This is a genomic window from Clostridium disporicum (assembly GCF_001405015.1).
In the GTDB taxonomy this organism is placed as follows: domain Bacteria; phylum Bacillota; class Clostridia; order Clostridiales; family Clostridiaceae; genus Clostridium; species Clostridium disporicum_B.
The window spans coordinates 101,825-115,068 of the sequence record NZ_CYZX01000005.1 but is presented as its reverse complement, the minus strand read 5'-3'; the positions used below and the strand labels follow the sequence as shown (position 1 = coordinate 115,068).

14 protein-coding genes and 1 other annotated feature are annotated in these 13,244 nt (G+C 28.5%); of the genes, 13 read left to right on the top strand and 1 reads right to left on the bottom strand.

Going from position 1 to position 13,244, the window contains the following annotated elements:
* Positions 1 to 125 precede the first annotated feature (125 nt).
* Genes ARA56_RS04710 through ARA56_RS04695 form a run of 4 tightly spaced genes read left to right on the top strand, consistent with a single transcriptional unit; the run spans position 126 to position 2,589 of the window.
* Complete coding sequence (locus ARA56_RS04710; RefSeq protein WP_055264493.1) at positions 126 to 668, top strand: rubrerythrin family protein; 543 nt, start codon at positions 126 to 128, stop codon at positions 666 to 668.
* A gap of 11 nt (positions 669 to 679) precedes the next feature.
* Complete coding sequence (locus ARA56_RS04705) at positions 680 to 1,102, top strand: hypothetical protein (RefSeq protein WP_055264491.1); 423 nt, start codon at positions 680 to 682, stop codon at positions 1,100 to 1,102.
* The gene (gene cax / locus ARA56_RS04700; RefSeq protein ID WP_084758954.1) at positions 1,071 to 2,156 is read left to right on the top strand and encodes a calcium/proton exchanger; all 1,086 of its coding nucleotides are present in this window, start codon (positions 1,071 to 1,073) and stop codon (positions 2,154 to 2,156) included. Before ARA56_RS04705 ends, cax begins: the two co-directional genes overlap by 32 nt.
* A gap of 10 nt (positions 2,157 to 2,166) precedes the next feature.
* Positions 2,167 to 2,589 carry a hypothetical protein gene (locus ARA56_RS04695; protein WP_070205651.1) on the top strand — a complete coding sequence of 141 codons (423 nt, stop codon included), beginning with the start codon at positions 2,167 to 2,169 and terminating at the stop codon, positions 2,587 to 2,589.
* A gap of 95 nt (positions 2,590 to 2,684) precedes the next feature.
* Here ARA56_RS04695 and pssA read toward each other — a convergent pair whose 3' ends face one another.
* Positions 2,685 to 3,206 (bottom strand): CDP-diacylglycerol--serine O-phosphatidyltransferase, encoded by a 522-nt coding sequence (gene pssA, locus ARA56_RS04690; protein WP_055264487.1) that lies wholly within the window; start codon positions 3,204 to 3,206, stop codon positions 2,685 to 2,687.
* 216 nt (positions 3,207 to 3,422) lie between these two features.
* Here pssA and ARA56_RS04685 point away from each other — a divergent pair, with 216 nt between their 5' ends.
* The 9 genes from ARA56_RS04685 to ARA56_RS04645 all read left to right on the top strand — a co-directional run bounded on the left by ARA56_RS04685 (position 3,423) and on the right by ARA56_RS04645 (position 13,159).
* Positions 3,423 to 4,304, top strand: coding sequence for a YegS/Rv2252/BmrU family lipid kinase (locus tag ARA56_RS04685; RefSeq protein WP_055264485.1), 882 nt, complete (start codon positions 3,423 to 3,425; stop codon positions 4,302 to 4,304).
* Positions 4,305 to 4,504: 200 nt separating this feature from the next.
* A complete protein-coding gene (locus tag ARA56_RS04680; protein ID WP_231072637.1) occupies positions 4,505 to 5,014 on the top strand; it encodes a hypothetical protein in 510 nt (169 codons plus the stop codon).
* A gap of 494 nt (positions 5,015 to 5,508) precedes the next feature.
* Positions 5,509 to 6,765: a magnesium transporter MgtE N-terminal domain-containing protein gene (locus ARA56_RS04675; protein ID WP_055264481.1), complete on the top strand. Its 1,257-nt coding sequence runs from the start codon at positions 5,509 to 5,511 to the stop codon at positions 6,763 to 6,765.
* A gap of 66 nt (positions 6,766 to 6,831) precedes the next feature.
* Positions 6,832 to 7,069, top strand: a binding site (T-box leader).
* 112 nt (positions 7,070 to 7,181) lie between these two features.
* Complete coding sequence (gene cysK / locus ARA56_RS04670; RefSeq protein WP_055264479.1) at positions 7,182 to 8,090, top strand: cysteine synthase A; 909 nt, start codon at positions 7,182 to 7,184, stop codon at positions 8,088 to 8,090.
* Between the two features lie 218 nt (positions 8,091 to 8,308).
* Positions 8,309 to 8,899: a serine O-acetyltransferase EpsC gene (gene epsC / locus ARA56_RS04665; protein ID WP_055264477.1), complete on the top strand. Its 591-nt coding sequence runs from the start codon at positions 8,309 to 8,311 to the stop codon at positions 8,897 to 8,899.
* Positions 8,900 to 8,901: 2 nt separating this feature from the next.
* Positions 8,902 to 9,888, top strand: coding sequence for a tRNA epoxyqueuosine(34) reductase QueG (gene queG / locus ARA56_RS04660; protein ID WP_055264475.1), 987 nt, complete (start codon positions 8,902 to 8,904; stop codon positions 9,886 to 9,888).
* 52 nt (positions 9,889 to 9,940) lie between these two features.
* Positions 9,941 to 10,585: an endonuclease III gene (gene nth / locus ARA56_RS04655; RefSeq protein ID WP_055264473.1), complete on the top strand. Its 645-nt coding sequence runs from the start codon at positions 9,941 to 9,943 to the stop codon at positions 10,583 to 10,585.
* A gap of 211 nt (positions 10,586 to 10,796) precedes the next feature.
* A complete protein-coding gene (locus tag ARA56_RS04650; protein WP_055264471.1) occupies positions 10,797 to 12,395 on the top strand; it encodes an amidohydrolase in 1,599 nt (532 codons plus the stop codon).
* 257 nt (positions 12,396 to 12,652) lie between these two features.
* The gene (locus tag ARA56_RS04645; RefSeq protein ID WP_055264469.1) at positions 12,653 to 13,159 is read left to right on the top strand and encodes a ferritin; all 507 of its coding nucleotides are present in this window, start codon (positions 12,653 to 12,655) and stop codon (positions 13,157 to 13,159) included.
* Positions 13,160 to 13,244: the final 85 nt, after the last annotated feature.

The following is a 13,244-nucleotide window of genomic DNA, read 5'->3' as shown; positions in this document are numbered from 1 at the left end:
TGGTAAATTAGAAATAAGAGAGCAGTTTGAATGAATTAAGTTCAAGCTGCTCTCTTATTTCTTAAAGGCACATATTAAATCCTTTTGAATATTTTAATAGTGTAAATATTTTTTAGGAGAAGACTATGGATTTAAAAGGAAGTAATACAGAAAAAAATCTTTATAGAACCTTTGCAGGAGAAAGTAGAGCAAATACTAAGTATACATTATTTGCTGAGAAGGCAAGACAAGAAGGATATCAATGGGTAGGAGAAATATTTGATAAGACAGCTAAAAATGAACTAGCTCATGCTAGGAGAGTATATGGACAATTCTTAAAAGATGTGAATTCTACTTGTGAGAATTTATTAGATGCTATTATGGGGGAAAACGAAGAATACAAGAATATTTATAAAAAGTTTGAAGATGAAGCAAGGAGAGAAGGGTTTAATGATATAGCTGATTTCTTTAAAGAATTGCAAGAAGTAGAAGAATCACATTCTGAACGATTTAAGAAGCTATATGACAAATTAGAAGATGGAACAATGTTTAGTGGACCAAAAGAATCTAAGTGGTGTTGTATGAATTGTGGATATATACATGAAGGTACTGAAGCTCCGTTAATTTGTCCACTTTGCAAATATCCAAGGGCATATTTTAAACCATGCTGTGAAATTAAAGATGCATAGGAGGAAAAGTTATGTATATATCAATGCCTAGGGACTTTTTTGTTCCTGTTATGTATGATTATAAGGAAAATTTAGGGTTGTTAGATAAACGCACAACAGAAATGAATCGAGAGAGTACTGGTGAAGAGAAAGTTAATCAGGAGTATTATAAAGCATTACAAAATAAAGAGGCCACTTATATAAAGCCTGGTAGTAAAGAAACAAATGGACAAGAAGTTGATGAAGAATATTATAAGGCATTACAGGAGAAAGAAGCTACTTATGTGGAGGCAACTATGTACAACTCTATAGATGATGAGTATATAAATAGTGCTACAAATAATAAAGATAAATATATAAATAAAGGAGAAACAAAAGAAAATTATAAAGGATCAAATAGTAGAAGTGTATATAGTGATATAGATGATGAGTATGCTAGAGGCTTTAAGAGATAGGAAAACAAGAGATAGCATAATTCTATTTATAATTTCATTAGGGTGCTTCTTTATTAATACAACTAATATAGTATTAGGATTAGTAATACATTCAATTGCAATGATTCCCCTTGCCTTTATGCTTGGGGAATTCACTTCTAGTATTTCAGAATATATAGGAGAAAAAAAAGGAGGATTATTAACAGCTACTTTAGGTAATTTACCTGAAATAATAATGGGAATATGGTCATTGAGATTAGGGCTTATTTCTATGGTACAAGCTGCTATGATAGGATGTATAGTTAATAATATGCTCTTAGTACTTGGAGTTTCAATATTATTAGGTGGATTAAAATATAAGCAACAAACTTTTAATAAGAATAATGCTAAAACAAACTTTAGTATGTTGTTATTAGCTATGTCATCTATGGTAGTAATGGCTTGCATAAATAATTATTCAAGTATACCATCTGAAACAGTAATAAAAATAAGTGCTGTAGTATCAATAATTTTAATATGTGTATATTTGTTAGGGCTAATATATTCATTATATACACATAGTAATTTAATATTAGGAGATGACAAAACTGAAAAAATAGAGGAGAAGAAATCAGATAAGAGAGAGTTAGTTATCTTACTAATAAAAATATTTGTTATAAGTTTGGCTATATACTTTTTGTCAGAAAAAGTAATAAATGATGCTAATATTATTATAGAGAATTTTAATATATCCGAAGGATTTATGGGGATAATATTAATTCCTGTTTTGGGTAATATAGGAGAGAATATTTCAGCTATTATGTGTGCTGTAAGAAATAAAGTAAATTTAAGTTTGGAGATAGCTATAGGTTCAGGAATACAAATAGCATTATTTGCAACTCCAATTCTAGTATTAACAGCTTTTTTACTAGGAATACAAATGGCCTTAGTTTTTTCAGTACTAAATATAATAATAGCAGGACTAGCTATTTTTATGTCATATATAGTCTTCGTTGATGGTAGTACTAATTGGTTTGAAGGAATAGTATTAATAGCGGTATATGTAATCATAACTATATGTTACTTTTTTGTGTAGGAGGTAGCTAATGGGATATAACAAATTAATACACGAGTATTATATAAATTTAAGTAATTTAGCTAGTTTATTAAAAACATTAACAGACTCCTATAGACTTTTAATTGGAGGTGCTTTTGAATTAAATAATATACCAGAAGCAAGGACAAAATATGTCAAAGAAGCTGTTAATAGAGCAGATAAACTAGGAGATGAAATTGATCATTTAATAGATTTGCTTGAAGAGTGTGGGGAATCATACTATAAGTATGTAGCAGTTATGAATGATTATATACTGAAAAATGGTAATACTGACCTTATTTTAACTGAGGTGGATAGTGATTTACAATTTTCAAACTCACCAGGAGTTACTAGTTCAGGAGGATTTAATAGCTCACCTGGAGGTAACTATGGACCTAGACCTAAAGAAGAGCCTAAAAAAGATAAGAATTAATGGTTAATAGAAATAATTAATACTTTAAGTTTTATAGTGATTTATGTTTAGATTATTAATTATAAAAAGCTGTGCATATGCACAGCTTTTTATAATTAGAATTTTTTTAATTTAAAATTACTAACCATTAAATAAGAAAATACAATCATAAGAAGCATTGGTATAACTGCAGACATATTTACGTTTATAGTAAGTAAAATAAATAAAGCCATAAAGCATCCAGCAATAGTTATTGGCACTCCTGCAAATACACCATCAAAGGTAGATACATTATACCTAGCTAGTCTAAAAGCACCGCATATTGGAAACGTTAGTAGTACTATAAATCCAATTAGGCTTGTAGGTCCTACACCTTTAAAATTAAATAATAAAAAAGATAGAATTGATGGTGCTACACCGAATGAAACTAAGTCAGCTAAAGAATCTAATTCCTTTCCAAGCTCACTACTTGCATTAAGAAATCTCGCAATTCTCCCATCATATCTGTCTATTAATCCTGCTAAAAGTATAAAAATGCTTGCTAATGCGTAATTACCGTCTATTGTGGATAAAATTGAACATATGCCTAAAGATAAATTAATAAAAGTAAAAGCATTAGGAATATAAGATCTTTTCATATAATCACTCCCAAAATAATTCCAAATTAATGATATATAATTATAACATAATACCTAATAAAATATAATACTATAATTTGTAATCATATAGAAAAGCTATATTTATATAAAGATTATTTACAAAATATTATTAGTAATATAATGATTTATAAAAGTTAAGTATGTTATAATTTAATATATGTAATATTTTAGTAAAGATACTAGGGAGGTAGAGCTGTGAGATATGTAAAGTTTATTTACAATCCTTACTCAGGTGAAAATTTAATTCTTTCTAAGTTAGATAAGGTTATAAGTATTCATCAAGATGCTGGATATACTATAGTTCCGTATAGGATAAGTAGAGACGAAGATGTTTCTGAGGCTTTTAAGGATGTAAAAGATTTTGATTATAAATATGTTTTAGTAGCTGGTGGAGATGGAACAGTTGATTCAGTTGTTAATGCGATGGCAAAGCAAGGTATATCAATACCTATAGCAATTTTACCAGTAGGAACAGCAAATGATTTCGCTAAGTTCTTAGGTATACCTTCAGATATAGAAGAAGCATGTAATAGGATTATAAATTCACATATAACTACAGTAGACTTAGGAAGTATAAATGATAAATACTTTGTTAATGTAGCAAGCACAGGGCTTTTTACAGATGTATCACAAAAAACAGATGTAAATATAAAAAATACTATAGGTAAATTAGCATATTACCTAAAAGGCTTAGAGGAGTTACCAAACTTCAGAAAGCTAAAGGTTAAGATAAACTCAGAGAATGTTAACTTTGAAGGTGAGATGTATTTCTTGCTAGTATTTAATGGCCAAACAGCAGGTAACTTTAAGCTTGCTACAAAGTCTGATGCTAAAGATGGATTGTTAGATGTGATAATATTTAAGGCAATACCTATAATGGAATTAATACCTCTATTTATAAAGGTATTAAAAGGGGAGCACTTAGACTCAGAAAATGTAATATATTTCAAATCTAAGGAAATTCATATTGAATGTTATGAGGATATAGTTACAGATATTGATGGAGAAAAAGGTCCAGATTTCCCATTAGATATTAAGTGTATAAAAGGTGGACTGAAAATTTTAGGTGTAAAATAGATTAATAAAGAATAATTTACAAAATAAAATAATAATTATAAATAACAGCACTATGAAAGGAACATATTATGTTAAATTTTGCTTACCTTTTAACTCTGATATTTATAATTATTTTTATTTTATATTTACTAATAATAAATAAAAATAAATGTCCTAAAAAAGTGAAAACATTTTTCTGTATTACATTTGCATTATTATTTATGAGATATATAGCAGTTTTAATAGGGACATTAATAGAATCACAGACAATAGTATATTTTTTAAGATGTTTTATCTTACTTAATTATCCTGCTATACCGTTAGTAGCATTAGGTACAGCATATATATTTTTAAGAAATGAAGGTACAACATTTGATTATAATTTTATATTTATGGCTATTTTATTATTACTATATATAGGCGAATTATATTTGTACAAGGTAAACATAAATATTAATAATTCATTTGGATTTATAATAACTTTCAAAAATAGTTTAACACCAAATCTTATTTATTTAATTATAATTGCATCTATTGCAATAGTAGCACTGCTATGTGTAGACAAGCCGTATTGTAATAAATGGGGAATGAAACTACTTACAATAAGTCTTATGATTACTATAGCTGAATTCATTATTTTCCTAGGTGGAATAAAGGTATTTCCTTATCCTTTTATAGGAGATATATTAATTTTATTAGTTAACTATAAAGCGTTAAGAACTTTTAAATAATATAGTATATTTTAAATAATGAAAAAGAGGTATCGTAATAAAAAATTATCACGATATCTCTTTTTTAGAATAGATATAAAAAATAATATAATAAATTAAATAGGTAATATAAATATTTCAAATATAAATCAAAATTTGTTGCCTTTCAAGGTTTCTATAATATAATATTAGTATATGAAATGCCCAGCTAATGGGCATTTTTAATTGCATTTAGAATAGCACTTAATATGCAAATGTGCTAATAAAAACTTTATTGTTTAGTATATAAAAAATTTGAGGCTAATTCAGAATCAGATTATATACACATATTGTTAAAATACTACTAGCTAAGTTGCTAGAGATTTATTTAGAAAATTTACAGGTGGTGAATTTAAGATGGAGGGTGTCCCTCAGAGTATTAAGTTAGAAAAATCAAATAATAGTATAGAGGGAATTACTTTAAGTTTTAAATTATTTGAATAAAGTTATTCTCTCTAAATATAGGAGGAAACTTTATGAAAAAATTATCAGTACTACTATTTAGTAGCATTTTAGACAAGAAGATATATGACGAATTTGATGAGGTATTAGGTACATTAAAGGATATTTATGTAACTACAGATGAAGGGTATCCAAGAGTTATAGGATATAAAGTGAAAAGAGATAGGTCAACATTTCATTATGAATTTAGAAGTGTAATCTTTTTACAAAATGATAATAAAGTAAAGATAATGACTAGAGGGAGCAAAGAGATACTGCCGAGAAGATACTCTTATCTTTTATCAGAGCACCTTTTAGATAAAAAAATTGTAGATATAAATGGAAAGCAAGTTGTAAGAGTTGATGATTTAAGAATTGCTGAGATAGCTGGTGAATATAGAGTAATAGCGGTAGAGACTGGGCCAATGGCTAGAGCAAGAAGATTTGGACTTTTAAACGTTGGAAAGTTAATATATAAAACACTTCATAAGGATTTTGAAGATAAGGTTCTTATGTGGGATGATGTTGAATCTTTAGAAATGGTAAATAATAATTTACAAATTGCTATACCATATAAAAAACTATCAACATTACATCCAGCAGATTTAGCAGATATATTAGAGGACTTAGATTCAAATTCAAGAAAGAAAATTTTTGAATTCATAGATGAAGATTTAGCAGCGGATGCCTTAGAAGAAATAGATCCTGAATATAAAGGTGCTATAATTAAAGATATAAGTGAAGCTAAGGCTGCAGAATTATTAGAAAATATGCCTAATGATGAGATAGCAGATTTCTTAGATGAACTAGATGATGATGAGAGAGAAAAGATTCTTATAAATTTGGAAGCTGAAGATGCTAATGAAGTTAAAGAACTTTTACAGTATGATGATGAAACTGTAGGTAGTATAATGAGTAAAGAATTTATTTCTTTCAATATAGATATAACAATAGGTGAAATTATTGAAATTCTTAGAGAGACTGAACCAGAAGATGAGCAGTTAAACTCAATATTTATAACAGATGAAGATGAAAGAGTGTTAGGAATATTAACACTTAAGGATTTGATAATGAATACTCCTGAGACAAAGGCTAGAGAAGCTATGAATGAAAACACTAATGTTATAAGACATTTTGTTGATATAAATGAAGCTATAGAAATAGTATCAAAATATGACCTATTATCTATCCCTGTAGTTGATGACAATGATGTCTTAATTGGATCAGTAAATACTCATGACTTAATAGATGAGTTTTTATACCCAATGTGGAAAAAGAAAAATAAATTTTAAAAAAAGTGTTTACAAAATTTGAGAAAAGCATATAATAAAAATATAAAACAGAGTTAAATAGTAAGAATTGAAACTGTGAAAAAGGAAAGTAGTATAAAGGAAGGTTACAGAGAGAAAAGGATGCTGAGAACTTTTTGCCAGTAATTTATAACGAAGTGCCCTTTGGAGTTTAAGCCTGAAATAATAGTACGGTGTTACGGGTTCACCCGTTATAGTGAAGAGGTATGATTGTACCTTTATTGAGTGGGATTATTTTCATATAATCCAAGTAGAGTGGAACCACGGATATTTTATCGTCTCTAAGTTATAGAGGCGTATTTTTTTTATAAAAATTCCTAGGAAAATTATTATTATATAATAAAAGAAATTAATTTTAAATATATATAAAAGATATGTGTAGAGAAAGGGGAATAATTATGATTTATAATTCAATGCTAGATTTAATAGGAAAAACACCAATTTTAAAGCTAAACAATATGGTAGGAGAAAATAGTGCTGATGTATATGTTAAGTTAGAAAAGTTTAATCCAGGTGGTAGTGTTAAAGATAGAGCTGCTTTAGGGATGATTGAAAAAGCAGAAGAGTTAGGAATATTAAAAGAAGGATCTACAATAATAGAACCTACAAGTGGAAATACAGGTATTGCAATTGCTATGATAGGACGAGTAAAAGGATATAAAGTAATTATAGTTATGCCTGAAACTATGAGTAAAGAAAGAAGAGATTTAATCAAGGCTTATGGAGCAGAACTAATTTTAACTGAAGGAGCAAAGGGGATGAAAGGGGCTATAGCAAAAGCTACTGAGTTAGTAGATAACTATGGATATTTCATGCCACAACAATTTGAAAATATAGCGAATCCAAATAAACATTATGAAACTACAGCAGATGAAATATTAGAAGATATTAAAGATTTAGATGCTTTTGTAGCAGGAGTTGGGACAGGAGGTACTATTACTGGAGTAGCTAAAAAATTAAAAGAAAATATAAAAACATTAAAGGTTGTAGCTGTAGAGCCAGAAAAATCACAAGTACTGGCAGGAAAAGGACCAGGAGCTCATAAAATTCAAGGAATAGGTGCAGGATTCATTCCTTCAATTTACAAAGGAGAATATGTTGATGAAATAATACCAGTTTCAGACCAAGATGCGATAAATACAGCAGTTGAATTTGCTAGGAAAGAAGGAATACTAATAGGGATATCATCAGGAGCGGCACTTTTTGCAGCATTACAAGTAGCTAAGAAATTAGGAAAAGGCAAAAAAGTACTAGCTATAGCTCCAGATGGAGGAGAAAAATATATATCTATGGGAATTTATGAGTAAAATACAGAGCAATTAGGAGAAATGTTCAGCTTTGCTTAAGAGAAATATATGCTAAAAGCAGGAATAAATGTTTGACTAAGTAAAAGAGAAATATGTTTTTGTATTATGGAAAAATGTCTCATTGAATAAATGAGAAACATATATGCTAGAGGCGTATTTCTCTGGCAAAGTGATATTTATATTTCGAGAGTAGCTCATACCAAAGGAGGGGTATTAGATTGTTTAAGAATTTGAGTCATGATTTGAATAATATAATGGAAAAGGATCCTGCGGCTAGAAGTAAGATTGAAGTATTTTTGTTATATCCGTGTGTTCATGCACTAATTTCATATAGAATAGCTCATTTTTTATACTCTAAAAAGTTTTTCTTTATGGCAAGACTTATATCACAATTAGCAAGATTTTTTACTGGCATAGAGATACATCCAGGTGCTAAAATTGGTAGAGGGTTGTTTATAGATCATGGAATGGGTGTAGTAATAGGAGAAACTACTGAGATAGGTGATAATGTTACTGTATATCATGGAGTAACTTTAGGGGGAACAGGAAAAGATAAAGGTAAGAGGCATCCAACTATAGGAAATGATGTTGTGATAGGATGTGGAGCTAAAGTCTTAGGTCCAATTACAGTAGGGGATGGAGCTAAGATTGGAGCTAATGCTGTAGTTTTAAAAGATGTTCCAACTGGAGTTACAGCAGTAGGAAAAGCAGCAAAAAATTTAGTTAGAGTTGTTAAAAGCAACCCGGAGATAGAAACAGAAAAAAATAATGAAAGTAAAAAAAATATCTATAATGATATGGTGATTTAAGAATGATTAAAGAAAAAATAGTTAAGTATTGTAATTCGATAGGTTTAGATACTATTGGTTTTGTAAAGTGCAGAGTTTTTGAAGAGTTACGTGAGTTTTATTTAGACAGAAAAGAAAAAGGTCTAGAAAATGAATTTGAAGAAAATGATATAGAAAAAAGGATTAATCCTAATGTATATATGGAAGATGGGAAAACTATTATTTCTATAGCTTTCCCATATTATATGGGAAAAGAGGATGTTGATAATGGATTTTCTGTTTATACAAAGGGATATGATTATCATAGAGTAGTTAAAAGCTACTTAGATAAAATATGTACATATATAAATGAATTAGGAGGAAAAGCTATTCCTTTAGTAGATAGCAATTCACTTCCAGAAAGATATATAGGATTTTTAGCTGGACTTGGTATAATAGGAAAGAATAATATGATTATAACTAAAAAGTATGGTTCATATGTTTTTTTAGGTGAGATAATAACAGATTTAGAAATTTGTTGTAGAGATGCAGGAACTTTTGAGGATATTCAAAAGTATGATGGTTGTAATGAATGTAAAGTTTGTATAGATAATTGTCCAACAAAAGCAATTATGACAGGAAGAAAAAATCCTAATATATGTTCATCATACATAACTCAAAAAAAGGAACTTTCTAAGATAGATTATAAGCTTATCAAGAATAGAATTTTTGGTTGTGATATTTGTCAAAATACTTGTCCTTATAATAAAGAAATTAGCTTTTCTAATTTAGAAGAGTTTAAGTCATTAGACTTTATGAATACAACTGATATAAAATATTATGCTGATTTAAACAATAAAGAGTTTAAAGAAAAAATATCTAGAACCTCTTGTGGATGGAGAGGTAAAAACGTCATAAGAAGAAATGCAATAATTAGGTTACATAATGAAGGAGAAGACATTGAAAAATATAAAGGAGATTCTCTAATGATAAATAATTGCATTGATGAGATTAAAAGAATTAACAATTAGGAAAGATAAAATTATTATTTTTAACTTTTAAGTTATTAGAAAGGTGATTATTATGAAGCAAAGAACTAAAGCAATTTTAGATATATTAAAAGAATTATACCCAGATGCCAAATGTGAATTAGAGCATAATTCACCATTTCAACTATTAGTAGCAACTATACTTTCAGCCCAAACTACAGATAAAAAGGTTAATGAAGTCACTGAAACTTTATTTAGAGATTACCCAGATTTAGATGCTTTTTTAACATTATCTATAGATGAACTTGAAGAAAGAATAAAACAAATAGGACTTTATAGAAGCAAGGCTAAAAATATAATGATAATGTGTAATCAACTTAAAAATAATTTTAATGGTGAAGTTCCTAAAACTATGGAAGAGATAGTGACTTTAGCAGGTGCAGGGCGTAAAACTGCAAATGTAGTTTTATCAAATGCTTTTGGAGTTCCTTCAATAGCTGTAGATACACATGTATTTAGAGTTTCAAATCGTTTAGGATTAGCAGACTCGGATAATGTTTTAGAGGTTGAAAAGCAACTACAAAAAGAATTACCTAAAAAGGAATGGAGTCTTGCACATCACCTTCTAATATTTCATGGAAGAAGATGTTGTATTGCTAGAAACCCAAAATGTGGAGAATGTAGGCTGCAAAGTAGATGTAAATATTACAAGGAATTGAAAAAGAATGGAAAGTTTTAAAAAGAATACTATTATTAAGAAACACTTTTTGTAAAGAAGTGTTCTTATTTTTATAAGTATAAATTAATAGATTAATTACAATTTGTTCTTACCAAAAGTAGTATAATTCAAGTAGGTAAGTTATTTAAGTTATATTAGGAATTTAAGGGGAAGATATTAAAAAGAGAAAGTAAAAATACATATAGGTATATTTTACTAAGGAGGATTTAAGATGATAAATAATGAAAAGTTATATTTCAATGGTGACATATTGACTCTTGAAGATGATTTATATGTTGAAGCTATTCTAGTTAAGGATAGTAAGATATATAAATTAGGAAAAAAAGATGATTTAATTAAGGAAGCAAGTAAAGAGGTAGAACTAATAGATTTACAGGGAAAAACTTTAATGCCATCATTTATAGACCCACACAGCCACTTTTCTGGATATGCAAGCTCTTTTTCGCAAGTAGACCTTAAAGAAACTACAAGTTTTGCAGAAGTTGCAGCAGCTATAAAAAAGTTTATTGAAAAAAATAATATACCTGCAGGTAAGTGGATTCAAGGTGATGGATATGACCAAAACTTTTTAGTAGAGAAAGAGCATCCAACTAGAAGATTATTAGATAAAGCAGCACCAGATAATCCAATTATAGTAAAGCATAAATCAGGTCATATGGGAGTTTTAAATACTATGGCTTTAAATGAATTAAGAATTACTAATGATACTCCAAATCCAGAGGGTGGAGTAATTGGCAAGAAGGATGGAGAACCTACAGGATATATAGAAGAAGCTGCTTTTATGGAATATATTCAAAAGCTTCCTATGATGTCTAATGAAGAGTTTTTCGGTAATTTAATGAAGGCTCAGAATTCATATGCAAGTAATGGAATAACAACTGTTCAAGAAGGGTTTGTAGTAGAACAGCTAGCTCCTATTTATCAATTTTTAATACAATCAAAGATGCTTAAAGTAGACTTAATAGGATTCTTAGACATATCTAATGCTAGTGCATTAAAAGAAAAGTTTGCTAGTTGCTTGAATAAATATGATAATCACATAAAGATGGGTGGATACAAAACTTTCTTAGATGGTTCACCACAAGGACGTACAGCTTGGATGAGAACTCCATATTTAGGAGAAGAAAAAGACTATTATGCTTATGGAACAAAAAAAGATGAAGAATTAAAGCAATATTTAGAATTAGCATTAAAAGATAATATGCAGATTTTAGTTCACTGTAATGGTGATGCTGCATGCCAACAATACATAGATCAATTTGAACTAGCAAAGCAAGAAACTCAATCATCAAATGATATAAGACCTGTTATAGTTCATGCACAATTATTAGATAGAGATCAATTAGATAATGTAAAAAAACTTGGAATGATACCATCATTTTTTGTTGCTCACGTATATCATTGGGGAGATATTCATATTAAGAATTATGGTATGGAAAGAGCGAGCAGAATAAGCTTAGCTAAATCAGCTCAAGATAAGGGAATAATTTATACATTCCATCAGGACTCACCAGTTATAGAGCCGAATATGTTAGAAACTATATGGTGTGCAGTTAATAGAATAACTAAAAATGGAGTTTTATTAGGTGATGATGAGAGAATAAGTCCATTAGATGCTTTAAAAGCTGTAACTAAGAATGCAGCATATCAATATTTTGAAGAAGATATTAAAGGGACATTAAAGGAAGGAAAGCTAGCAGACTTAGTTATATTAGATAAGAATATCTTAAAAGTTGATCCAATGAAAATTAAGGATATACAAGTTGTAGAAACTATAAAAGAAGGAGAGACTATCTTTAAGAAAAGATAGTTTTAATAGCGAGAGTAAGCTATATAAGTAAAGTGTATAGCTTACTTTGTTCATGAAAGTTGTTATAGTTCAATTAATAATGAACTATATAAGTAATCTTTATTATATAAAAATTAAAATTATAAGAGTATGTTTATCATTTAATGAATATGGTATATAATAGTAACAGATAATGTTATAATTTTTTATTAAATTAACATAATATTTATTATATACAATAGTTAAATTAATCGTTAAATATAAGGGGGTTAAAAGAAATGTTAAATGAAAATTTATTAAAAGCTCTTAATGAGCAAGTAAATTTTGAATTCTATTCTTCTTACACATATCTTGCTATGGCTGGATACTGTGAATCTTTAGATTTAGGTGGATTTGCAAACTTCTTCAGAGTCCAAGCTAAGGAAGAATTAGATCATGCAATGAAATTATACGATTACGTTTATCAAAAAAATGGTTCAATTGAATTAGAGCATATAGATAAACCACAGCCAAAGTACGATGGAATAATTGATGTTTTTGAAAAGGGATATAAGCATGAGCAACTTGTAACTAAAAAGATTTATGAGTTAACAGATATTGCTTATGAAGAAAGAGAGCATGCTACAATTAGCTTACTTAAATGGTTTATAGATGAGCAGGTTGAAGAAGAAAATAACTTCAATGCTTTACTTAAAAAGGTTAGAAGAGTTGAAGGAAATCCAGCTGCATTATATCTAATGGATGATGAGCTTGCTAAGAGAGTTTATGTTCCTGCAACAGTATAATAATATTGAATTTTGATGAAGTAGCACAATGTTTACTTCTATTAAATAATATATAGTGTTATAATTATAAAGACTTGTAAATACA

Excerpts from the sequence above, each read along its gene's own strand:
- ARA56_RS04710 (WP_055264493.1), top strand. The coding sequence starts at position 126 with ATGGATTTAAAAGGAAGTAATACAGAAAAAAATCTTTATAGAACCTTT.
- ARA56_RS04705 (WP_055264491.1), top strand. The coding sequence starts at position 680 with ATGTATATATCAATGCCTAGGGACTTTTTTGTTCCTGTTATGTATGAT.
- cax (WP_084758954.1), top strand. The coding sequence starts at position 1,071 with ATGATGAGTATGCTAGAGGCTTTAAGAGATAGGAAAACAAGAGATAGC.
- ARA56_RS04695 (WP_070205651.1), top strand. The coding sequence starts at position 2,167 with ATGGGATATAACAAATTAATACACGAGTATTATATAAATTTAAGTAAT.
- pssA (WP_055264487.1), bottom strand. The coding sequence starts at position 3,206 with ATGAAAAGATCTTATATTCCTAATGCTTTTACTTTTATTAATTTATCT.
- ARA56_RS04680 (WP_231072637.1), top strand. The coding sequence starts at position 4,505 with ATGAGATATATAGCAGTTTTAATAGGGACATTAATAGAATCACAGACA.
- ARA56_RS04675 (WP_055264481.1), top strand. The coding sequence starts at position 5,509 with ATGAAAAAATTATCAGTACTACTATTTAGTAGCATTTTAGACAAGAAG.
- cysK (WP_055264479.1), top strand. The coding sequence starts at position 7,182 with ATGATTTATAATTCAATGCTAGATTTAATAGGAAAAACACCAATTTTA.
- queG (WP_055264475.1), top strand. The coding sequence starts at position 8,902 with ATGATTAAAGAAAAAATAGTTAAGTATTGTAATTCGATAGGTTTAGAT.
- nth (WP_055264473.1), top strand. The coding sequence starts at position 9,941 with ATGAAGCAAAGAACTAAAGCAATTTTAGATATATTAAAAGAATTATAC.
- ARA56_RS04650 (WP_055264471.1), top strand. The coding sequence starts at position 10,797 with ATGATAAATAATGAAAAGTTATATTTCAATGGTGACATATTGACTCTT.
- ARA56_RS04645 (WP_055264469.1), top strand. The coding sequence starts at position 12,653 with ATGTTAAATGAAAATTTATTAAAAGCTCTTAATGAGCAAGTAAATTTT.